21 protein-coding genes and 2 tRNA genes are annotated in these 21,023 nt (G+C 71.1%); 12 read left to right on the top strand and 11 right to left on the bottom strand.

The features are described from left to right. Positions 1 to 11 precede the first annotated feature (11 nt). The 5 genes from LG278_RS08425 to LG278_RS08445 form a co-directional block, all read right to left on the bottom strand. The gene (locus LG278_RS08425; protein WP_404392803.1) at positions 12 to 812 is read right to left on the bottom strand and encodes a glycerophosphodiester phosphodiesterase; all 801 of its coding nucleotides are present in this window, start codon (positions 810 to 812) and stop codon (positions 12 to 14) included. A gap of 26 nt (positions 813 to 838) precedes the next feature. Further along, positions 839 to 1,159, bottom strand: coding sequence for a hypothetical protein (locus LG278_RS08430; RefSeq protein WP_404392805.1), 321 nt, complete (start codon positions 1,157 to 1,159; stop codon positions 839 to 841). A gap of 1 nt (position 1,160) precedes the next feature. Further along, positions 1,161 to 3,932 carry a hypothetical protein gene (locus LG278_RS08435; protein ID WP_404392807.1) on the bottom strand — a complete coding sequence of 924 codons (2,772 nt, stop codon included), beginning with the start codon at positions 3,930 to 3,932 and terminating at the stop codon, positions 1,161 to 1,163. Beyond that, positions 3,929 to 4,282: a hypothetical protein gene (locus LG278_RS08440; protein ID WP_404392809.1), complete on the bottom strand. Its 354-nt coding sequence runs from the start codon at positions 4,280 to 4,282 to the stop codon at positions 3,929 to 3,931. The genes LG278_RS08435 and LG278_RS08440 overlap by 4 nt, the downstream gene beginning before the upstream one ends. Before the next feature lie 105 nt (positions 4,283 to 4,387). Further along, the gene (locus LG278_RS08445) at positions 4,388 to 6,136 is read right to left on the bottom strand and encodes a glycoside hydrolase family 13 protein (RefSeq protein ID WP_404393582.1); all 1,749 of its coding nucleotides are present in this window, start codon (positions 6,134 to 6,136) and stop codon (positions 4,388 to 4,390) included. A 139-nt stretch (positions 6,137 to 6,275) separates the two neighbouring features. On the opposite strand from LG278_RS08445, the gene LG278_RS08450 reads away from it, so the two are divergent. Together LG278_RS08450 and LG278_RS08455 are read left to right on the top strand one after the other, a co-directional pair. Further along, positions 6,276 to 7,133 carry an LLM class flavin-dependent oxidoreductase gene (locus LG278_RS08450; protein WP_404392811.1) on the top strand — a complete coding sequence of 286 codons (858 nt, stop codon included), beginning with the start codon at positions 6,276 to 6,278 and terminating at the stop codon, positions 7,131 to 7,133. Between the two features lie 71 nt (positions 7,134 to 7,204). Then, positions 7,205 to 7,624, top strand: a complete 420-nt coding sequence (locus tag LG278_RS08455; protein WP_404392813.1) for an NUDIX domain-containing protein — start codon at positions 7,205 to 7,207, stop codon at positions 7,622 to 7,624. A 123-nt stretch (positions 7,625 to 7,747) separates the two neighbouring features. On the opposite strand, the gene LG278_RS08460 is transcribed toward LG278_RS08455, so the two are convergent. The 4 genes from LG278_RS08460 to pepN form a co-directional block, all read right to left on the bottom strand. Further along, positions 7,748 to 8,377, bottom strand: coding sequence for a hypothetical protein (locus tag LG278_RS08460; RefSeq protein ID WP_404392815.1), 630 nt, complete (start codon positions 8,375 to 8,377; stop codon positions 7,748 to 7,750). A gap of 157 nt (positions 8,378 to 8,534) precedes the next feature. Further along, positions 8,535 to 8,921, bottom strand: a complete 387-nt coding sequence (locus LG278_RS08465; RefSeq protein WP_404392817.1) for a globin — start codon at positions 8,919 to 8,921, stop codon at positions 8,535 to 8,537. Between the two features lie 31 nt (positions 8,922 to 8,952). Further along, positions 8,953 to 10,002, bottom strand: coding sequence for a mechanosensitive ion channel family protein (locus tag LG278_RS08470; RefSeq protein ID WP_404392819.1), 1,050 nt, complete (start codon positions 10,000 to 10,002; stop codon positions 8,953 to 8,955). A 127-nt stretch (positions 10,003 to 10,129) separates the two neighbouring features. After that, positions 10,130 to 12,703, bottom strand: a complete 2,574-nt coding sequence (gene pepN / locus LG278_RS08475) for an aminopeptidase N (RefSeq protein WP_404393584.1) — start codon at positions 12,701 to 12,703, stop codon at positions 10,130 to 10,132. 135 nt (positions 12,704 to 12,838) lie between these two features. Between pepN and LG278_RS08480 the strand changes: the two genes are divergently transcribed. From LG278_RS08480 to trmB, 4 genes are all read left to right on the top strand, one after another. Next, positions 12,839 to 13,504: a DsbA family protein gene (locus tag LG278_RS08480; protein WP_404392821.1), complete on the top strand. Its 666-nt coding sequence runs from the start codon at positions 12,839 to 12,841 to the stop codon at positions 13,502 to 13,504. 71 nt (positions 13,505 to 13,575) lie between these two features. Then, positions 13,576 to 14,058, top strand: a complete 483-nt coding sequence (locus tag LG278_RS08485) for a ribose-5-phosphate isomerase (RefSeq protein WP_404392823.1) — start codon at positions 13,576 to 13,578, stop codon at positions 14,056 to 14,058. 50 nt (positions 14,059 to 14,108) lie between these two features. After that, positions 14,109 to 15,224, top strand: a complete 1,116-nt coding sequence (locus LG278_RS08490) for a PP2C family protein-serine/threonine phosphatase (RefSeq protein WP_404392825.1) — start codon at positions 14,109 to 14,111, stop codon at positions 15,222 to 15,224. A gap of 35 nt (positions 15,225 to 15,259) precedes the next feature. Next, positions 15,260 to 15,961: a tRNA (guanosine(46)-N7)-methyltransferase TrmB gene (trmB, locus tag LG278_RS08495; protein ID WP_404392827.1), complete on the top strand. Its 702-nt coding sequence runs from the start codon at positions 15,260 to 15,262 to the stop codon at positions 15,959 to 15,961. A 238-nt stretch (positions 15,962 to 16,199) separates the two neighbouring features. On the opposite strand, the gene LG278_RS08500 is transcribed toward trmB, so the two are convergent. Continuing rightward, a tRNA-Pro gene (locus tag LG278_RS08500) sits at positions 16,200 to 16,273 on the bottom strand. Positions 16,274 to 16,401: 128 nt separating this feature from the next. On the opposite strand from LG278_RS08500, the gene LG278_RS08505 reads away from it, so the two are divergent. Next, positions 16,402 to 16,475, top strand: a tRNA-Gly gene (locus LG278_RS08505). Between the two features lie 50 nt (positions 16,476 to 16,525). Continuing rightward, complete coding sequence (locus LG278_RS08510; RefSeq protein ID WP_404392829.1) at positions 16,526 to 16,822, top strand: DUF2087 domain-containing protein; 297 nt, start codon at positions 16,526 to 16,528, stop codon at positions 16,820 to 16,822. Between the two features lie 52 nt (positions 16,823 to 16,874). On the opposite strand, the gene LG278_RS08515 is transcribed toward LG278_RS08510, so the two are convergent. Then, complete coding sequence (locus LG278_RS08515) at positions 16,875 to 17,402, bottom strand: hypothetical protein (RefSeq protein WP_404392831.1); 528 nt, start codon at positions 17,400 to 17,402, stop codon at positions 16,875 to 16,877. A gap of 138 nt (positions 17,403 to 17,540) precedes the next feature. On the opposite strand from LG278_RS08515, the gene tig reads away from it, so the two are divergent. The 4 genes from tig (at position 17,541) to LG278_RS08535 (ending at position 20,956) form a co-directional block, all read left to right on the top strand. Then, a complete protein-coding gene (gene tig, locus LG278_RS08520) occupies positions 17,541 to 18,890 on the top strand; it encodes a trigger factor (protein ID WP_404392833.1) in 1,350 nt (449 codons plus the stop codon). 170 nt (positions 18,891 to 19,060) lie between these two features. After that, a complete protein-coding gene (locus tag LG278_RS08525) occupies positions 19,061 to 19,369 on the top strand; it encodes a hypothetical protein (protein WP_404392835.1) in 309 nt (102 codons plus the stop codon). Between the two features lie 293 nt (positions 19,370 to 19,662). Further along, positions 19,663 to 20,265 (top strand): ATP-dependent Clp protease proteolytic subunit, encoded by a 603-nt coding sequence (locus LG278_RS08530; RefSeq protein WP_404393586.1) that lies wholly within the window; start codon positions 19,663 to 19,665, stop codon positions 20,263 to 20,265. A gap of 34 nt (positions 20,266 to 20,299) precedes the next feature. Further along, positions 20,300 to 20,956 (top strand): ATP-dependent Clp protease proteolytic subunit, encoded by a 657-nt coding sequence (locus LG278_RS08535; RefSeq protein WP_404392837.1) that lies wholly within the window; start codon positions 20,300 to 20,302, stop codon positions 20,954 to 20,956. Positions 20,957 to 21,023 lie beyond the last annotated feature (67 nt).

Here is a 21,023-nt window from a genome sequence, read left to right on the forward strand (position 1 = left end):
CGGTATGCCGCTCAGGGCGCTCCCGTCCACGCCCCGCGCTCCACGAGGACGTCCTTGAGCACGTCGATGCGGTCGCTCACGAGGCCGTCGACGCCGAGGTCGAGCAGGCGGTGCATCTCGTAGGCGTCGTCGATCGTCCAGACGTGCACGTGCTTGCCGTGGCGGTGCGCGGCAGCGATGAAACGTGCGGTGACGATCTGGAGCCGGCGGCCCCGCAGCGGCACGCTGGCCGGCACCTGGAGCACGTCGGCCGGGGTGCGCACCAGGGAGGTCAGCCAGTCGGGGGAGAAGCGCAGCAGTGCGGTGCCGGGCACGCCGGCCGCGGTGGCGACGCGGCCGCGCGAGAGCCGGCGGAAGTCCGACAGGTGACGCTGGTGGAAGGAGCCGACGCACACGCGGTCGTGCAGGCCGTACTCCTCGACGAGCCGCCAGAGGGGCGAGGCGGTGCCCGGCGCCTTGAGGTCGATGTTGAGGCAGATGCCCGGGAAGGCCTCGACCACCTCGCTGAGAAGGGGGACCCGCTCGTGCTCGGGCCCCGACCCGAGCCGCGCGGCCTGCACCTGCTCCCACGGGAGGTCTCGCAGCCGACCGGCACGGTCACCCACCCGGTCGAGCCGGGAGTCGTGGAAGGCGACGAGCTGGCCGTCCTTCGTCACGTGGACGTCGGTCTCGAGGTGGGTGTAGCCGAGGGCGACGGCATGGCTGAAGGCCGTCAGCGTGTTCTCGAGGCCGAGGTTGGGGGCATAGAGCGCGCCCCCGCGGTGGGCGAGGGCGACGGGAGTGTGCGCGAGGTAGGGGCGCGGCGCGGCCATGCCTGCGAGGCTATCGCCGCGCTGAGTCAGAGGCCCAATGCGTCGGCGGTGGTGCCCCGGCCGGCCTCGAAGGCCGCGCCGTCATTCATCATCCACATCACGACATCGTCAGGTGTTCGACTCTCGAGCTCGCGGTAGATCTCCCACTGTCGCGTCGGCGAGGGACCCTTGACGGTGATGTCGGTGCCGGCCTCAGGTGTGGCATCGGACCCGTAGGCGACGACCCCGTCGGAGAAGGACAGCGAGAAGCCTTCGGCGAACACGGTGAGCAGCCCCCCGGGCACGCCCGCGAGGAGGCTCTGCACCTCTGACACGGGCAGGTCGATGTTGATCATCCATCCGGACACGTCAGGGTCTTCTCTCCACGATCTCGCCGCCACGCGTGATGACGAGCACGACGTCGATGCGATCGTATCGACGGATGGCCAGGTCGACCTGCCGGAGCGCCTCCTCGAGGCTCAGCGGACTGCGGGCGAGGTCGATGACGATGCGGGGCGACTGGTCACGCGCGAACCTCACCGCCTGGACGACTGTGCCGGAGCCGCTGCCGACGGGCGACTTGAACTCCCATGGCGCGCCGCGGATCAGGGCATCGGGTGACTTGGCGTCGTTGGACCGTGGGAGGAACTCGAGCTCGAAGCCGGCACGACGCAGGCGCTCGGCGGTGTAGAGCTCATGGGCCTCGGGCCGAGGCTGGGCAGCTGCCTCAACCCGTTGCGGCTCTCGGTCCGAGATGACGCTCGTCAGGGCGTCGAGTCGCTCCTGTCGGCGGGCAGCCGCGACCTGCTCGCTCGTGGGCAGCGTCGGTGCTCGCCGGGCCCCAGCGGCGAGCAGAGCGGTCGTGGGCACGTCGGAGCCACCACCGAGGGAGCGCAGGTGGTCGAGTCTGGCCGTGATCGCCGCGGTGCGTTGCTCGTCGACCCTCGTCTGCTCGAGCTCGGTGTTGGAGCGCACGAGGGAGATGACGAGGTCGTCCTGCGTGCTGCGGTTGGTGCCCCCGCTGGCCAGGGTGGCGAGGGCAAGACCGACAGCCTGGGGTCCCTCGCGCCACGACAGCGCGAGGGCCTTGGCCTCGGCCAAGGTGCGCCACATCGACCGGTTGGCGACATCCCGACGTCGAGCGACCTCGATGAGAGCCGCTGACGTCGCCTGCTCGAAGAAGCCGATGCGGGTCGTCACGTCGTCGAGGCCGCCCTGCCCCTCGCCCGGCGTGGACTGCTGCACGGCCCGCGCGACCTCACCCTCGATGAGGCGCTGGTGGGCCGGTGAGGGCGATCCGCCCGCCCCGGTGGCGCGTGAGGGCTCCGCCCCCACCGCCAAGGCTCCGATGAGCCCGGTCAGCTCCTCCAGCCGGAGGCGAGGCTGGTGCCGGTCGCCCACGGGGGTGCTCCAGGCCACGGCCGCCCCGGCATCCGGCTGGGCGAGCGTCGCATCGATGGACTCCGGCATGTCGAGCACCCAGTCGACAGCGGCAGACTCGAGCACCGAGGAGTTGCCCTCATAGAGCAGGATGGTCGAATGCTCCTGCTGGGCAAGGGAGTTGGTCCGACTGATCTCGGCCATCACGCGAGCCCTCAGGGTGGCTGCGTCGTCATGGCCGGTCAGACCCACGGTGGCCGCCAGCAGTCGGGAGAGGTCGTCGTTGGTCGCCAGGGCCAGGTCGGGGTGGGTCGAGGTCGAGCTCGACTCGTAGGTGAGCCAACGTCGGACCAGGGCCTCGGCGAGCACGAGCGGCCCGCCTCGGGAGTTGGTCAGACCGTGCCCCTCGACCGGCGATGACAGCAGCTCGACGACTGCCGTGGGGTCGTCACCCGCCTCGAGCAGCAGGGTGTGGAGCGCGTCTCCGGTCCTGTCCGCGTCGTCGAAGAGAGACGCGAAACGGGCACCACCCGCAGGGGCGAGCGTGCTGCCGTGCACCCGCTCCGCATCGGCGTCGCGGGTCTCGCCGATCTCGGCCGCGGCGGCACCGGCGGTGAGGCGACGCAGCAGCGATGGTGGCACGCGCGCTGACCACCCCGACTGCCTCGCGCCGATGACGAGCTGCCCGAGGAGCCAGTAGCCACTGGCCCGGGAGGTGGTCGAGTCGGCAGCGACCACCCTGCTCAGTGACGCCACGAGGTCGTCGCGGAGCAGGGCGGCTGTGGAGTCGAGACGGCGGGCGGTGCCGGCGTCGTGCCCGGCCGAGGCTCCCGGCGCGACGGCGGTCAGCAGGAGCCGGCCGAGGGCCCCGATCGCCTGCCTCGACACGTCGACCGGGACGTCTGCGTCGCCGAGGGCCAGCACGAGTCGGCCCAGGCCGTTGACGCCCAGCGTCTCGACGAGGGCCTGGGCATAGCGGGGGTCATCCCCGCGGTCCTGGGCGGTGCGCACGAAGGCACGCAGGGCATGGGCCGTCGCGGGCTCGGCAGGTCCCACCGTCAGCAGGCGCCGGAGGACCTGGGCATCGGACCCGGCCACCCGCCCGATGTCCGCAGCGGCAGCAGCTCCGCTGGCCAGGGGCAGGCCGTGGATCAGCCTGTCGCGCAATGTTGTTGCCGTCAGACGGGTGCCGATCGGAAAGGTCTCGTCGTTGAGGGCGGCAAGCGCCGCCGCGGTGCGGTTGGCCGCCCGGTCCAGCTCCTGCCGGAGCTCGGCGTGCTGGTGCGAGAGCCGCACCAGGCGCGCCTCGTGCTCCTGCGTGAGGCGCATGATGAGGCCGGCCGCGTCGGGATCGCTGCCCACCCGGAGGCGCACGGCCGCAACGGCCAGGTGATGCTGCTCGACGTCACGGTCCCAGTCGCGCTGCAGCCGCGCGACGGCGTGCTGGCTGTGCTCGAGGAGGGCTGCATGGCGCTCGAGAGCCCTCGCGGCGGCTGGCAGGTGGAGCAGTCCCGAGGTGCACCGACGGACCAGCTCGATGGACTCGTCCACGGCCGCCTCGGCGGCGGACCCGGTCCAGACGAGCGGCAGGATCGTGGCCAGTCGGCCGCGGAGGGTGGCGGTGGTGTGCGCCGAGTGAGCCGCCCGGCGCAAGGCGACCGCGGCTGCCCGCAGTGCGCCCGTGTCGCCCGGAGGGGTGGGCAGCGCGGTGGTCCCGGAGCCGGGCAGTCCGCCGGATCCGGGGGATCGGCCACGGCTCACGGTTGCCTCGGGGCGCCGACCCGTGGCCCGAGCGTGCCGGAGATCCCGGAGATCGAGCCGAGGGCCGATGCTGCCGCGAGCTCTGTGTCGCGCTCGCTGCGCACGGCGAGGTCGAGCCCGCCCCGAAGAGCGGTCACGGCATCGGCCATGGCGTCGATGGTCTGCGCGTGCACGTGACGGAAGCGGTCGACCTCGGCGGAGAGCCCCGGCTGGCCGGTGCCGACCGCACACCTGGCGGCAGCCGACGCGGCAGCCACGGCGTCGGCCACGGCGCGCAGCGTGTCAGCGTCACGGCTGATCTCTCCGCCGACCGTGGAGACCTCCCCGCGGTCCATCTCGTAGCGCGCCATGAGCAGACCCTAGGGAGGTCCGTCGAGCCGCCTTCCGACTTCTCCACAGGGACGCGCAGAGGGCACCCCGCTGGTGCGGGGTGCCCTCTGTGAGTCTCGCTCTCGTCAGTGCCAGACGGCCCAGACCGTCGTGTCGCGCGGGACCCGGCCCTCGTCGAGCGCGCCGGAGGCGACGACGACCTCGGCGCCCGCGGGCAGGTCGACGGGCGTGTCGCCGAAGTTGCTCACGACGAGCACGCGGTCGCGGGCGTCGCCGCCGTTGGCGAGCGCGAGGACGTCAGCGGCATACCCCTCGACGAAGGTGAGCGAGCCGGTGCCCAGGCCCAGCATGCGGCGCTGGTGCAGGAGCGCTCGGTAGAGCTCGAGCGTCGAGCCGTCGACGCCCTGCTGACGGTCCACGGCGTAGTCGGCGTAGACGGCCGGCTGCGGCAGCCAGGTCGCGTCGGACGGTCCGAAGCCGAGGCTCGGGGCGTCGGCCTCCCAGGGGATCGGCACGCGGCAGCCGTCACGGCCGATCTCCTTGCCCGCGGTGCGCGCGAAGGTCGGGTCCTGACGGAAGGCGGCCGGCATGTCGGTCGAGTCCGGGAGGCCGAGCTCCTCGCCCTGGTAGATGTAGGCGCCACCGGGCAGCGAGAGCATGAGGGCCGTTGCGGCGCGGGCCCGCTGGAGGCCGAGCGCGCGGTCGGGCTGCGGGTCGGTCGCGGAGATGCCGTTCATCCGCGGCGTGCCGACGGGGAAGCCCAGACGCGAGGCGTGACGCACGACGTCGTGGTTGGACAGCACCCAGGTCGACGGTGCGCCCACGGAGTCGGCCGCCTCGAGCGATGACCGGATGACCGCGCGCAGCGCGTCGGAGTCCCACGGCGCGGCGAGGAAGTCGAAGTTGAACGCCTGGTGCATCTCGTCGGAGCGCACGTAGCGCACGGCGCGCTCCTGCGGCTCGACCCACGCCTCGGCGCAGAGGATGCGGTCGGGCGTGCCGTAGGAGTCGAGGATCGCGCGCCAGGAGCGGTAGACCTCGTGCACGCCGTCCTGGTCCCAGTAGGGGGTGTTGACGCGGTGGTGGTCGGACTCGAAGTCGGTGTTGCCGAGCATCACCGTCCGCTCCTCCTGCGTGTCCGGCAGGCCCTGCTGCTTGATGAGGCCGTGCGCGACGTCGACGCGGAAGCCGTCGACCCCGCGGTCGAGCCAGAAGCGCAGGATCGCCTCGAACTCGGCGCGCACCTCCGGGTGCTCCCAGTTGAAGTCGGGCTGCTTGGGGTCGAAGAGGTGCAGGTACCACTGACCGGGCTCGCCGTCCGCCTCCGTGACGCGCGTCCACGCGGCGCCGCCGAAGACCGACTCCCAGTTGTTGGGAGGCAGCTCGCCGCGCTCGCCACGGCCTTCGCGGAACATGTAGCGCTCCCGCTCGGCCGAGCCGGGGCCGGCCGCGAGAGCCGCCTGGAACCAGACGTGCTCGTCGGAGGAGTGGTTGGGGACCATGTCGACGATGATCTTGAGGCCGAACTCGTGGGCCCGCTCGATCATGGCGTCGGCGTCGGCGAGCGTGCCGAAGAGGGGGTCGACGCTCCGGTAGTCGGCGACGTCGTAGCCCGCATCGGCCTGGGGGGAGGTGTAGAACGGTGAGAGCCACAGAGCGTCGACGCCGAGGTCGCGCAGGTGGTGGAGGCGTGCGGTGATGCCGGGCAGGTCACCGATGCCGTCGCCGTCGCTGTCGGCCCACGACCGCGGATAGATCTGGTAGATCACCGCGTGGCGCCACCAGGCCGCGTCGGGCCGGTCGGCGGCGTGCACCGGGGTGAGGGCCTCGCGGATGGCGTCGGCGCCCTCGTGGTCGGGCCGGTGGTGGGTCATGGTGGAGGCTGCTGCTCGGGTCACGACGCACCATCGTTCCCCATGGAGGGCAAGATTCAAAACAGGTTTGCAAGAAATTGCACGACTTGGCGCCGACGGGGGTGGGCCCGCAGTCGGCGCGGAGCGGTAGAACGGTCGGATGAGAACCGGCTTCGTCGTCCCGTATGCCGCTGAGCGTGAGTTCGTGGATCTCGCGCGCCTGGGTGAGGAGCGGGGGTGGGATGCCGTCTTCGGCTGGGAGGCGCTCTACGGGATCGACGCGTGGGTGCAGCTCGGAGCCGCGGCGATGGTGACTGAGCGCATCCGGCTCGGCACGCTGCTCACGCCCGCCTCGCGGCACCGTCCGTGGGACCTTGCCTCCACAGTCGGGTCCGTCGACCGGATCAGCGGCGGGCGGGCGATCATGTCGGTCGGTCTCGGGGCGCTGCACCCCGGGTGGACGGCCTTCGAGCCCGACGAGGGTCGGGCCGTGCGGGCCGCAAAGCTCGACGAAGGCCTCGCCATCTGGGCAGGGCTCCTCGAGGACGCCGGGTCCTTCACCTTCGAGGGCCGCCACTACAGCGCGGGCGCCAACGACTTCATGCTGCCGCCGCCCACGCCGCAGCGTCCCCATCCGCCGGTATGGGTGGTCGGTGCGCCGACCCCTGGCGGTGGCCGGCAGCGCTCGCTCGAGAGGGCTGCCCGCTGGCAGGGAGTGCTGCCGGCGATCCACCCACCGCAGGAGGGCACTCCGAAGTCACTGGACGACTTCGCCGCGGTCGTCGAGGGTGTGCGCGCCATCCGCTCCGAGCTGGGTCTGCCGTGGGACGGCTACGACGTGGTCATCGAGGCGGACTCGTGGGGCTCGTTCACCTCGCTCGAGCCCGCCGAGCCGGCGGCCTGGGAGGAGGCCGGGGCCACGTGGTGGGTCGAGAGCTGGTGGGACGTGCCCCAGGGGCCGGAGGGGCTGGCCGAGGTGCGTCGCCGCGTCGAGGCCGGCCCGCCGCCGCTCTCCTGATGGGGTGACGCCGCGGGCTGGGACGGAGCGGGTGACGGTGTCATGCGTGGGGCCACCGCTACCGTCGGGGCATGACGACCTATGTCACTGCAGCCTTCTGCCTCGTGCGAGACGGTCGGCTGCTGACCGTCCGCAAGGCTGGATCGACGCGGTTCATGCTGCCGGGCGGCAAGATCGAGCCGGGGGAGAGCCCACGCGACGCGGCCGTGCGCGAGGTGATGGAGGAGGTCGGCGTCGACGTCTCTGGCGTCGGCACACCGCTCGGCCGCTTCCACGACGTCGCCGCCAACGAGCCCGACGCGTGGGTGGACGCGACCATCTACGTCACCGACCTGCGGGAGCAGGACGCGCCGGCTCCGCTCGCCGAGATCGCCGAGCAGCGGTGGCTCGGGTTCAACGAGGAGCTGCCCGAGGACCTGGCGCCACTGCTGCGCAACCACGTCGTCCCCGCCCTCCGCGCCCACCTCGCCACGCCTCGACCGGCGCACTGAGCGGCACCGACGGGCACGAAAGTCGTCCTGACGGGCGCTGTCCCTGCACCCATCGGTGCGCTCGGGAGCACGCTGAAGGGGACGTCGCCCGGATCCGGGCGACGTCCCCTTCAAACATCAGGGTCAGCGCGGGCCGCGGCCCATGCCGATGACGCCGGCCTTGGCCGCCTTCTTCACCGCGTCGGCCTCGGCCTGCGTGAGCTTGCCGTCCGTGACGGCCTGGGCGAGCTTGTCGTCGAAGGCCTTCAGGTGCTCGGCCTCCTCGGCAGCCCGGAGGTCGGCGATCGCCGTCTTGACCTTAGCCGCGTCGATGCCGAGCTCGGCCGCGAGCTTGGTGGCGAACTCGTCCTGCATCGCCGTGGGGTCGGGCTTGGTCGTGCTCCCGCTCGACTGCCGGGCGGCCTTCATCTCGTCGCGGACCGCCTTGACGGCGTCCTTCAGCTTCGTCTCGTCGACGCCGAGCGCCGTCGCGAGGCCGGCGAGGTCAGCGCCCTTGCCCATCCCCATTCCCATGCCCTTGCCCATGCCGCCGCCGTGGCGACCGCCCGGACCCCAGCCCTTGCCCTGGCCGGGGGCCGCGGCGCCGGGATCGGCCGCGCTCTTGTCAGCGTCGCCTTGGGTGGACGTCGCCGACGGGTTGGGCGTCGGTGTGGCGTCGTCGGCCCGGGCCACCTGCGTGACGCCGAGCCCGATCGCAGCCACCGCTGCACCTGCCGCGGCGAGGCCGACTGCCTTCGTGCTGATGGAGGCCATCTGTGTCCCTTCGTCTGGACGCCGGGCTGACGCCCGACGCCGGATGTGTCTCTCTCCAGAGAACACCCGACGGATGTGCGTCGCACCGTGATCCGCCTGTGACTTGCTGTGAGTCGGCGCGAGTCGTGGAACCCAGCGGGGGTGGGACCAGTGCGGGTCAGAAGGACTCGGTCGGACCACCGCTGTTGACGAGGGAGTAGGCGGCCCGCGTCAGGTAGTCACGCAACCGGTCGTCCTGCTCTGGCTCGAGCTCGAGGGAGTCGACGGCGTTCATCATGTGCAGCAGCCAGCGGTCGCGCATGTCGGGCGTCACGGCATACGGCATGTGGCGCATGCGCAGCCGCGGGTGACCGCGCTGCTCGGAGTAGGTCGTCGGACCGCCCCAGTACTGCTCGAGGAACATCCGCAGCCGCTCCTCGGCGGGCCCGAGGTCGTCCTCGGGATAGAGCGCCCGCAGCGGCTCGTCCTGTGCGACGCCGCGGTAGAACTCGTGGACGAGTTTGGCGAAGGTCTCGTGGCCTCCGAAGTCGTCGTAGTAGGTCACGCGGACGAGTCTCCCAGAGTGCTGCGGCCGGTCACGTGGCGGTGCCCTGCGGCGCCGCACCGCCGTAAGGGGGCAGGACCGGATGGGGACTGCGCACGCCGGCTTCGTCGAGGGCCCGCTTGATGCGCTCGCGCATCTCGCGCTGCACCCCGAACTGCTCGTTGGCCAGCGTCTTGGCGAGGACCCGGATGGTGATGGCTCCTGCGGTGATGGACTCGACGCCGACGACGTTGGGCTCCTCGAGGAGCACGTCCTTCCAGGCCTCGTCATCGTCCATGACGCTGACGACGTCGCGGATGACCATGATCGCCGCGTCGACGTCCTGGTCGTAGGCGATGGCCACGTCGACGATCGCCGTCGACCAGCCCTGCGTCTTGTTGCCGATGCGGATGATCTCGCCGTTGCGCACGTACCACGTCATCCCGTTGGCGTCGCGCAGCGTCGTGACCCGCAGCGAGACGTTCTCGACGGTGCCGATCACCTCGCCCGTGTCGATGACGTCACCGACGCCGTACTGGTCCTCGATGATCATGAAGATGCCGGACAGGAAGTCCTTGACGAGGCTCTGCGCGCCGAAGGCGAGGGCGACGCCACCGACACTCGCCGACGCGAGCATGGGCCCGAGCGGGATGCCGACGAGGGAGAGGACCGTGAGCGCGGTGATGCCCCCCACCACGAAGGTCGAGATGCTCTTGAGCAGCGCCCCCATCGTCTGGGTGCGCTGCACGTGCCGGGTCTGCGCGACGCCGACCGCCTGCAGGGCGAGCCCCGCCCCGGGGATCGACGCCAGTCGCTCCGCACGCCGCGAGGTCGCCGACGCCACGACCCGGTCGATGAAACGGTGCAGCAGGAAGCGCGCCACGTAGCCGACGACGAGCGTGATGATGATGAGCAGCGGAGTGCCGACCAGCCAGGCGCCGACCTCCTCCCAGGTCAGGGTCGACAGGCCCGCGAGCGTTGTCGAGACGGTGTCCACGGGGTCCTCCCCCCAGGGTGTCGGCGGCGGCTGGGTGGCACTCGGGGCGACGGTGCCGGTCGAGGCGGTCAGGGTGGTCAGGGCAGTCGTGAAGGGAAGGATCACAGCGTCTCAGTCGGGAGGGGTCGGGTGGTGCTGTCAGGTGGGCTCGTGGACCCGGCGGGTCGACGTGCCCCGACGGTATGCCGTGGGGCCGGGCCGCGTGAAGCAGCCCGGCCCCAGCCGGGTGGGCTCAGCCCTGGCGGTCGCGAGCCTGGGCCAGCAGGGCACGGGCCACGGTGTCGCGGTTCTCGGCCACCGTGCGCACGAGGCCGGGTGCGGCGTCGGGGTGCTCCGCGAGCCACCGGTCGGAGGCCTGCTTGAGCTCCTCGCTCGCGAGCGCGAACGGGTAGAAGCCGCCGACGACCCGCTCACCGATCGCGACGCTGCGCGCCTCCCAGGCGTCGACGAGCATCGCGTGGTACTTCTCCACGTAGGGCTCGAGCAGCGACAGGTCCGTGCTGCGCCGGAAGCCCGCACTCACGGCCTCGACCATCTGGTTGGGCAGCACGTTCTGCTCGACCGCCTTGGCCCACGCGTCGGCCTTGGCCTCTGCCGTCGGGCGGGCCGCGAGCGCCTCGGCGTGCCGCTCCCGGCCCGTCGAGGTCGGGTCGCGGTCGAGCTCGCCCTGCAGCTCGGCCTCGTCGGCGACGCCGAGAGCGGCGAGCGCCTTGACGAACGTCCACCGCAGCTCGGTGTCGACGGTCAGGCCCTCGAACGCCGACTCACCCGAGAGCAGCGCGCGCAGGCGCGGCTCGTCGGACGCGTCCCGGGTCGTGTTGGCCCAGGCCTCGACGAGCTGGAACTGCGCGTCGCTGCCGGGTGCCGCGGTCTCTGCCAGCGCGGCGAGCGACGAGCTGAGCCGGGCGGCGGTCTCGGCCCGGTGCTCGGGAGCCGTGTAGAGGCGCGTCGCCGTCACGACCTGGCCGACGAGGACGCGCAGCAGGGTCGAGTCGGTCTCGCCGGGCAGCGTCTCGAGCACGAAGCGCACGAAGTCGCGAGCCGGCATCTCGGCGTCGCGGGTCATGTCCCACGTGGCGCCGAGCACGAGCGAGCGGGGAAGCGAGTCGGCGAAGCCCCGCGGCAGCGACAGCGCGGTCGCGAGCGAGCGCTCGTCGAGGCGGATCTTCGCGTAGGCGAGGTCGTCGTCGTTGACGAGCAGCAGGTCGGGCTGCTGCTGGCCCACGAGGGCGTCGATGTCGGTGCGCGCCCCGTCGATGTCGACCTCGTCGTAGCCGACGCGCTCGAGCACGTCGCCCGACTCACCCGCCCGGACGGCATACCGCCCGATGCCGAGACGGTGCGGGCGCAGCGTCGGGTGGGAGGCGGCGGCGCTCTGCTCGACGGCGAAGGAGGTGTAGCGCCCGTCGGCGTCGACCTCGAAGACCGGCCGGAGGGTGTTGACCCCGGCGGTCTCGAGCCACAGCGTGCTCCACTGCGTGAGCTCACGGCCCGAGGCCTTCTCGAGCTCGCTCAGGAGGTCGGCGAGGGTCGTGTTGCCCCACGCGTGCTTGGCGAAGTACTCGCGCAGCGCGGCGACGAAGGGCTCACGGCCGACGTAGGCGACGAGCTGCTTGAGCACCGAGGCGCCCTTGGCGTAGGTGATGCCGTCGAAGTTGACCTCGACGTCCTCGAGGTGGCGCATGTCGGCCGCGATCGGGTGGGTCGAGGAGAGCTGGTCCTGGTCGTAGGCCCAGGCCTTCTCCGACGTGCCGAAGGTCGTCCACGCGCTCGTCCACTCGGTGGCCTCGGCCTGGCACGTCGTCGACGCCCACTCGGCGAACGACTCGTTGAGCCAGAGGTCGTCCCACCACCTCATCGTCACGAGGTTGCCGAACCACATGTGCGCGAGCTCGTGCAGGATCGTCAGGGCGCGGCGCTCGACCTTGGCCTCGGAGACCTTGCTGCGGAAGACGTAGACCTCGGTGAAGGTCACGGCACCGGCGTTCTCCATGGCGCCCATGTTGTATTCGGGCGTGAAGATCTGGTCGTACTTCTCGAAGGGGTAGGGCTGGTCGAACTCCTTCTCGAAGAACGCGAAGCCCTGCTTCGTGCACTCGAAGATGTTGTCGGCATCGAGGTGCTCGGTGAGCGACCTGCGGCAGAAGATGCCGAGCGGCACGACGCCCGCGCGGGTCGTCACCTGGTCACGCACCTCGTCGTAGGGGCCGGCGATGAGGGCCGTGATGTAGGAGGAGATGCGCTGGGTCGGCGCGAACGTCCACGTCGCGCGCTCGACGCCCTCGGCCACGCCGGCGGCCTCCGGCTCCGGGGTCGGCGAGTTGGACACGACCTTCCAGTGCGCGGGGGCCGTGACGGTGAAGGCGAAGCTCGCCTTGAGGTCGGGCTGCTCGAAGACGGCATACATCCGCCGCGAGTCGGGCACCTCGAACTGCGTGTAGAGGTAGACCTCGTTGTCGACGGGGTCGACGAAGCGGTGCAGTCCCTCGCCGGTGTTGGTGTAGCTGCCCGTCGCGTCGACGACGAGCTCGTTGTCGGCCTGCAGACCGGGCAGTGCGATGCGGGAGTCGGCGAAGACCTCGCTCGGGTCGAGCTGTGCTCCGTTGAGGGTCACCGACTCGACCGAGGCCGCGATGAGGTCGATGAAGGTGTCGGCCCCGGGCTCGGAGCAGCCGAAGCGCACCGTCGTGACGGTGCGGAAGTGCTCCGGGCCGGTCGTGAGGTCGAGCCCGACGGCATAGCTCTCGACGGTCAGGATGCTGGCGCGAGCGGCAGCCTCGTCGCGGGTCAGGTTCTTGCCGGGCACGGGGGTGACCTCCTGGGCAGGTTGCGTGGGCACGACGCGTCGGTCCGACGGCGACGTCGGCGGCCATCCTCGCACGAAGGGAGAGGGGTGCCACCACCGCTTTGCCGCTCCGGCGGCGGTGCCATGATGGGGCGCATGGCCGATGCGAACGAGACCACCCCGACCGTCGACGAGCGCAGCGGGGGAGCCGCGACGGGCAAGGAGTCCGTCGAGATGTGGTTCGACCCGATGTGCCCGTGGGCGTGGATGACCTCCCGCTGGCTGATGGAGGTCGAGAAGCACCGCGACATCGAGGTCACCTGGTCGGTGATGAGCCTTGCCGTCCTCAACGAGCACGCCGAGAGCCTGCCGCCCGCCTACCAGGCGATGATGCAGCGCGCGTGGGGTCCGGTCCGCGTCGTCATGGGCGCCGCGGCGCAGCACGGTGACTCGGTCGTCAAGCCGCTCTACGACGCGATGGGCACGCGCTTCCACCCGGGGGGAGAGCAGGACGTCGCGACCGTCATCCGTGAGGCGCTCGAGGACGTGGGCCTGCCCGCCGAGCTGGCCGAGCTCGCGAGCACCGACGCCAATGACGAGCCGCTGCGGGCCAGCCACCAGCGTGCGATCGACCTCGTCGGCACCGACGTGGGGACCCCCGTCATCGCCGTCAACGGCGTCGCCTTCTTCGGCCCCGTCGTGACGCCTGCGCCCAAGGGCGAGGCAGCCGCCAAGCTGTGGGACGGCTGCGTCCTCGTGGCCGCGACCCCCGGCTTCTTCGAGCTGAAGCGGACGCGCTCGCGCGGCCCGGTCTTCGACTGAGCCGACCCGCTCGACCCCCCTCACCTCCCACGATTCCCACAACGATTCCGGCAACGCACCCAAGGACGGACATGCGCATCCACATCGGCGGCGACCACGCGGCATACGAGCTCCAGCGAGCCCTCGTCGCCCACCTCACCGAGGGCGGGCACGAGGTCGTCGACCATGGTCCGACGGACTACGACGCCCAGGACGACTACCCCGTCTACGTCCTGCGGGCGGCGGAGGCGGTGGCGGCCGACGAGGGGTCGCTCGGCGTCGTGCTCGGCGGCTCCGGCAACGGTGAGCAGATGGCGGCCAACAAGGTGCGCGGCATCCGTGCAGCCTTGGCGTGGTCGGGCGAACTCGCTGCTCTCGCAAGAGAACACAACAACGCGCAGGTCGTGTCGATCGGTGCCCGCTTCACGTCGGTCGACGTCGCCAAGGAGATCGTCGACACCTTCGTGCGGACCGAATTCACCGATGAGGCACGGCACAGCCGCCGGCTGGGTATGGTGACCGCGTACGAGAACACGGGCGACCTGCCGGCGCTCCCGGAGTCGGGCGCGAGCTGACCCGGCGCGGCCCCGGCCCGGTCCGACGCGAGCCGCGGAGAGGGGGCCAGGTGCCCACCAGCGAGAGCATCGTCTCTCGGCGCCCACGCTACGCGGCCGGACCCGTTCGTCGGCTGCGGTTGCTGGGCCAGTGGCTCGTCCGCAAGCCCTGGGTGATCGTCACCTTCTTCCTGCTGCTGGGGATCGTGGCGAGCGTCGCCATCGCCCTCTGGCCGATGCAGGTGCCGTGGACGACGTTCACCTTCCTCGCTGTCGCGGCCGGGCTCTTCCTCGAGCCGCGTCTGCTCGTGACGGTGTATGTCGGCCTCTTCCTCGCGCTGGTTTCGCTCGGTGTCGCGCTCGGCGCGACGAAACCGGCGACGATCGGTGCGCAGATCGTCACCCTCGGCACGATGGGCCTCATGCTCTGGCTCTCCAACGCACGCGCCCAGGCGGGTGTGGTCGGCGTCGGCGGCGAGTCGATGCTCGTCGACATGCGCGACCGCCTGCGCGCCCAGGGCGAGCTGCCCACCCTGCCGCCGTCGTGGGGCGCTGAGGTCGCGCTCGAGTCGGCCTACGGCGACGGGTTCGCCGGGGACTTCGTCGTCGCGAGCCGCTCGACGAACGGCCGGATGCTCGAGGTCGCGCTCGTCGACGTGTCGGGCAAGGGCCGCGAGGCCGGTGCTCGCTCGCTGCTCCTGTCGGGCGCCCTCGGCGGCCTCCTCGGCGAGATGAGCGAGGGCGGCTTCCTCCAGTCGGCCAACAACCACCTGTTGCGGCTGCGCTGGCCCGAGGGCTTCGCCACAGCGGTGCACGTCGCCATCGACCTCGAGACCGGCCACTTCACCATCGGGTATGCCGGCCACCCGGCTGCCGCGCAGTACGCCGCGGGGTCGGGTCGGTGGCGAATGCTCGCCGGTGGCCGCGGGCCGCTGCTCGGCGTCATCGAGCGGGCCGAGTTCCCGCGCGAGTCGGGCACCATCCGCCGCGGCGACGCCCTCGTGCTCTACAGCGACGGGGTCATCGAGGCGCGCGACAGGGCCCTCACCGACGGCATCGACCGCATGCTCGGTCGGGCGGAGTCGTTCATCCGCACCGGCTTCGAGGGCCTGGCCCAGCGGCTCTGCGACCAGGCGGCGGCGGGCCTCGGTGACGACCGGGCGGTCGTCACCATCTGGCGCAGCTGAGCAGCGAGATCGACTGGCGTCACTACGATGCCGAGGTGACCGACCACTTCGAGCAGGACGAGCAGACCGACCGGCCCGAGCCCGAGCACCCCGCGCGGGTGCGCAGCTTCGTGCGACGCGGCCGGCTCTCGAGCCTCACCCGTGACCGGATGGAGCTGCTCGGGCCGTCACGGGCCCTGCCCGAGGGGCCCTTCGACCCACCGGCGGCGTTCGGCCGGGTCGCCCCGGTCGTGCTCGAGATCGGATGCGGCCACGGCCACGCCGCCATTGCCTATGCCGCGGCCCACCCCGAGCACGACCTCGTCGCCATGGACGTGCACACTCCCGGACTGGCGCGCATGCTCGCCGACGCCGAGGAGGCGGGGGTGCCCAACCTCAGGGTGGAGGTCGGCGACGCCGTGCTCTTCCTGCAGGAGCGCGTCGCCGACGACACCTTCGACGCGATCCACCTCTTCTTCCCCGACCCGTGGCGCAAGAAGAAGCACACGAAGCGGCGCTTCGTCAGCCCCACCAACCTCGACCTGCTCGCCCGCGTGCTGCGACCCGGTGGCCACATGCTCATCGCCACCGACCAGGACTTCTACGCCGCCCACGTGCTTGCCGAGGTGGCCCAGCACCCGCGCTTCGAGGCGAGCCGTGCCCCACGACCGGCCTGGCGTCCGTCCGACGGGTTCGAGGCCAAGGGCCTGGTCGCCGGCCGCACGATCACCGAGCTGCGCCTCGATCTCGTCGGCTGACCCGCACGTTCCCCGCAACACACCGAGAAATCGTCAACTCGCCGTGGCACACCACGCAGAGTTGACGATTTCTCGGTGTGTTGCCGAAGTAGCTGGTCGGGGCAACAGGACCCGTGCTTGCTGCCGCGGCTCGTTCCTCGCCGCGCCTGTTCGCCCTCCCGGCAGCCTGTGTGCCCCGACGAGCGAAAGGCCCCGCTGGAGGCGACTTCGTCGCGACCAGCGGGGCCATCCGGTTCGGTCGGGGCAACAGGATTTGAACCTGCGACCTTCCGCTCCCAAAGCGGACGCGCTACCAAACTGCGCCATGCCCCGTCGTGCTCTGCCGTGTCCCGTCGCTGCTGTCCGCGACACGCGCACACCCGCGGGCCGAGTCGATTTCGGCTCTCGGGACGCGAACCAGTAGGCTAGCGCCTCGGATCGCCGGGTCACGTCGGCGGCCTGCGGGCGTAGCTCAATGGTAGAGCCTCAGTCTTCCAAACTGATCACGCGAGTTCGATTCTCGTCGCCCGCTCCAGAGCCTGAAATGCCTTGGCCCCCAACACCGGCGCCCTTACGGTGGAGCACATGTTCCGACCCGACCTGCAGGACGCCCTGCGTGACAGGGACGCGGTCATCCGGTCGTTCTTCGCCGCTGACGGCAGCCTCACGAGCATCCCGACCAAGATCCGCAAGCGCCTCGTCGTGCTCGACCGCCTGTCGCAGGAGTTCGAGCCGGGGGAGAGGTACGACGAGACCGCGGTCAACAACCGGCTCCGAGCCTTCCACCCCGACGTCGCCGCGTTGCGCCGCTACCTCGTCGAGGAGGGCTTCCTCGACCGGGCCGACGGACAGTACTGGCGCAGCGGGGGCTCGGTCGACTGACCCGGCCGGACGGCATACCCCCGGCCGTGCGACGCGCCGGGGACGTGGCGTGTCAGCGGAAGCCGAGCACCTCGCTGAGGTAGCTCTCGGCGCCGTCGGCCTCGAGGCCCTCCTCGAGGGCAGCAGCGGTGCGCGGCGACGGCCACGCATGGATCCAGAAGAGCGCCAGACCGCCGGGCAACGCGATGAGCAGCGTCAGCCAGCTGTGCGGGGTGAAGGCGAACGACACGGCGAAGGCGACGAGCACCGGCGCCTCGGCGAGCGCGGTGCGCAGGATCGTCGTCGAGGTGAAGAAGCGCAGGCTCGTCGCCTCGGCGTTCTCGCGGGGCAGGCCGTGGGGCAGGGCCGGCACGGTGTAGCCGATGCGGCGGATGAGCAGCGCCGACCCGACGAGGGCGACCAGCACGATGCCGATCGCGAGAGGGGAGGGCATCGGTGCCGACGGATCGACGATGATGCGCACCGCCGACAGCATGAGGGCGCCCATGCCGACCATGGCGCTGACCATCTGGATCGGCCGCAGCGCCGCACGATCCGGGGCACCGGACGGCGGGGGCGACGGGGCCGGCGACTCGCTCATGGAGCCCGAGCCTAGGCGATGCGCGACCCGCCACGATCCGCGCATTTAGCCATCTGCGTGCGGGCCGATAGCATGGTGCGCTGGCCCGTCCGTTCACCGTCGACGTCCACGTCGGCACCACCCAATGGAGTACCCGCAGTGAAGAGTGCGCTCGAGACCCTCAGCCCGACCCGGGTCAAGATGACCGTCGAGGTCCCGTTCGAGGAGCTCAAGCCGAGCCTCGACGCAGCCATCAAGCACATCGGTGAGCACATCCAGGTGCCCGGCTTCCGCCAGGGCAAGGTGCCCGCCCGTATCATCGAGCAGCGTGTCGGCCGCGCCGCCGTGCTCGAGGAGGCCGTCAACAACGCCCTGCCGACCTTCTACGGTCAGGCCATCGAGGAGAACTCGGTGCGCCCGCTCGGCCAGCCCGAGATCACCGACCTCACGGTGCCCGCCGCCGACGGTGACGACCTCAGCTTCACCGCCGAGGTCGACACGCGTCCCGAGATCGACCTGCCCGACTTCTCCGACATCGAGCTCACCGTCGACGAGGCCAAGGTCGAGGACGAGGCCGTGCAGCAGCGTCTCGATGACCTGCGCGCCCGCTTCGGCACCCTCAAGGGTGTCGAGCGCGCCGTCCAGGACGGCGACTTCGTCTCCATCGACCTGGCCGCCGAGATCGAGGGCGAGAACATCGACGAGGTCACCGGCGTCTCCTACGAGGTCGGCTCCAAGAACATGCTCGACGGTCTCGACGAGGCCCTCATCGGCATGTCGGCCGACGAGACCAAGACCTTCACCGCCCCGCTCGCCGGCGGTGACCGCGAGGGCCAGGAGGCCGTCTGCACCGTGACCGTGACCGCGGTCAAGGAGCGCGAGCTGCCTGAGCTCGACGACGAGTTCGCCCAGCTCGCCTCGGAGTTCGACACGCTCGAGGAGCTCACCGCCGACCTCACCACCAAGGTCGAGATCGACGCCAAGTTCGCGCAGGGCGTCGCCGCCCGCGACAAGCTGCTCGAGGTCATCCTCGAGCAGGTCGAGGTGCCCATCCCCGAGAGCATCGTCTCCGCCGAGGTGCACAGCCACCTCGAGGGCGAGGGTCGTCTCGAGGACGACGAGCACCGCGCCGAGGTCGACGAGAGCACCCGCAAGGGCCTCAAGACGCAGCTGCTCCTCGACGCGATCGCCGAGAAGGAGCAGGTGCAGGTCCAGCAGGAGGAGCTCATCGAGTTCCTCGTCATGAGCTCGCAGCAGTACGGCATGGACCCCAACCAGTTCGCGCAGTCGCTCGACCAGGAGGGTCAGATCCCCGCCATGGTCGCCGAGGTCGCCCGCCGCAAGGCCCTCGCGTCGGTGCTCGAGAAGGTTGCCGTCAAGGACACCGCGGGCAACGTCGTCGACCTCAACGAGGCCGTGCCCGGCACGGAGGGTGACGAGGACGCCGAGGTCGTCGCCGACGAGTCGGTCGAGGACACCGCCGACGTCGAGGCCGCCGCGAAAGCCTGACCCACCGCTTGACGTATGCCGTGAGGCCGGCTCCCGCTCGGGAGCCGGCCTTCGGCATGCCCGGCCTCCACCCCCCGCTGGGCCGGGCCGGCCGGATTGGCGTGACTCACGCACGGGTACGTCCTGAGCAGTCGCCACCGCGGCGGCGCAGTGTGACAAGGGAGTCAGAGATGAGCACCATCGACGAGTCGGGCGCCTCCATGGCGGACTCCGACATCAACAGCACCCACCCTGACGGCACCGACGACCCGGCCGGTGGCACCGCCGCTGGTGACACGACCGCGGAGCAGGCCTCCGGTGGTGACGCGAACCGCGGCAACCTCGATGGCAGCACCGCCGTCAACGAGCCTCGCGAACGCTCGCTCGACGAGGCCGGCGGCAACGGCTCGTTCGACGACGCCTCCGAGACGAGTGGCACCGGGGATGCCGCTGCCTCCGACGCCGGGGAGTCCGGCCAGGACAACGGTCTCTCCGAGTAGGCCCCCCAGCCCGGCGGGCGCACACCGGGCATGATGGCGCGGACCCCGCCTGACGGCATACGTCGGCGGGGTCTGTCGTGTCACGCGAGCGCGCTCTTGCGCGCGCCCCGCTCAGGTTTGTGCGCTCAGGGCGAACACGGCGCGGTTCGGGAAATCTGGTCCCCACCTCGGGCGTTAGGGTCAGTGACGAGCCAGCCGGCGGCTGCTCCACCCTCGGGTGGGGCCCGCGCGACTGGACCACTTCGAACGATGGAGACACGGTGATTTCGGAGACCTCCGCCAACGGCAACGGCATGCCGGGTGGTCTGGACGACCACATCTACAACCGCCTGCTCAAGGAGCGGATCATCTTCCTCGGGTCCGACGTGCGCGACGACAACGCGAACGCCATCGCGGCGCAGCTGCTGCTGCTCTCGGCCGAGGACCCCGAGAAGGACATCTGGCTCTACATCAACAGCCCCGGTGGCTCGATCTCGGCCGGCATGGCCATCTTCGACACGATGAACTGGATCCCCAACGACGTCGCCACCGTCGCGATGGGCATGGCTGCCTCGATGGGGCAGTTCCTGCTCTCGGCCGGCACCAAGGGCAAGCGCTACGCGACGCCCCACGCCCGCGTCATGATGCACCAGCCCTCGGGCGGCATCGGCGGCACGGCCACCGACATCAAGATCCAGGCCGAGCAGATGCTCTACGTCAAGAAGCAGATGGCGCGCCTCATCGCCGAGCACACCGGTCAGTCGATCGACCAGATCGAGAAGGACTCCGACCGCGACCGCTGGTTCAGCGCGGAGGAGGCCAAGGAGTACGGCTTCGTCGACCACGTCTTCAGCCGCGCCGACCAGGCGGTCGAGGGCGCTGGCGTCGGCCAGGCCGATGCGAAGACCGACAGCTGAGCCCGGCGGCACCCGAAGGATTGTGGAGACAGACATGATGATCAACCCCACCGCGCGCCTCGGCGACGTGGCCCAGCCCTCCAGCCGCTACATCCTGCCGCAGTTCGAGGAGCGCACCTCCTACGGCATGAAGCGCTCGGACCCCTACAACAAGCTCTTCGAGGACCGCATCATCTTCCTCGGCGTGCAGGTCGACGACGCGTCGGCCGACGACATCATCGCCCAGCTGCTCGTGCTGGAGTCGCTCGACCCCGACCGCGACATCCTCATGTACATCAACAGCCCGGGTGGCTCGTTCACCGCAATGACGGCGATCTACGACACGATGCAGTTCGTCCGGCCCGACATCCAGACGTTCGTCATCGGCCAGGCGGCCTCGGCCGCGGCCGTGCTGCTCGGCGCCGGCGCTCCCGGCAAGCGCTTCGCCCTGCCCAACGCGCGCATCCTCATCCACCAGCCGGCGCTCTCGGGCGGCGACTACGGCCAGGCGTCCGACATCGAGATCCAGGCCAACGAGGTGCTGCGCATGCGCACCTGGCTCGAGGACACGATGGCCCACCACACGGGCCGCACGTCGGAGCAGGTGCGCACCGACATCGAGCGCGACAAGATCCTCTCGTCGGAGGCGGCCAAGGAGTACGGCCTCATCGACGAGGTGCTCGCCTCGCGCAAGGCCTCGCTCGAGCAGTGAGCTGAACGCACCCAGCGCGTATGCCGTGGGGCCCGGTCCGTCTGGACCGGGCCCCGCGGCATTCCGG

Origin of the sequence: Humibacillus xanthopallidus, assembly GCF_044793955.1 — a bacterium.
Classification (GTDB): Bacteria; Actinomycetota; Actinomycetes; order Actinomycetales; family Dermatophilaceae; genus Humibacillus; species Humibacillus xanthopallidus_C.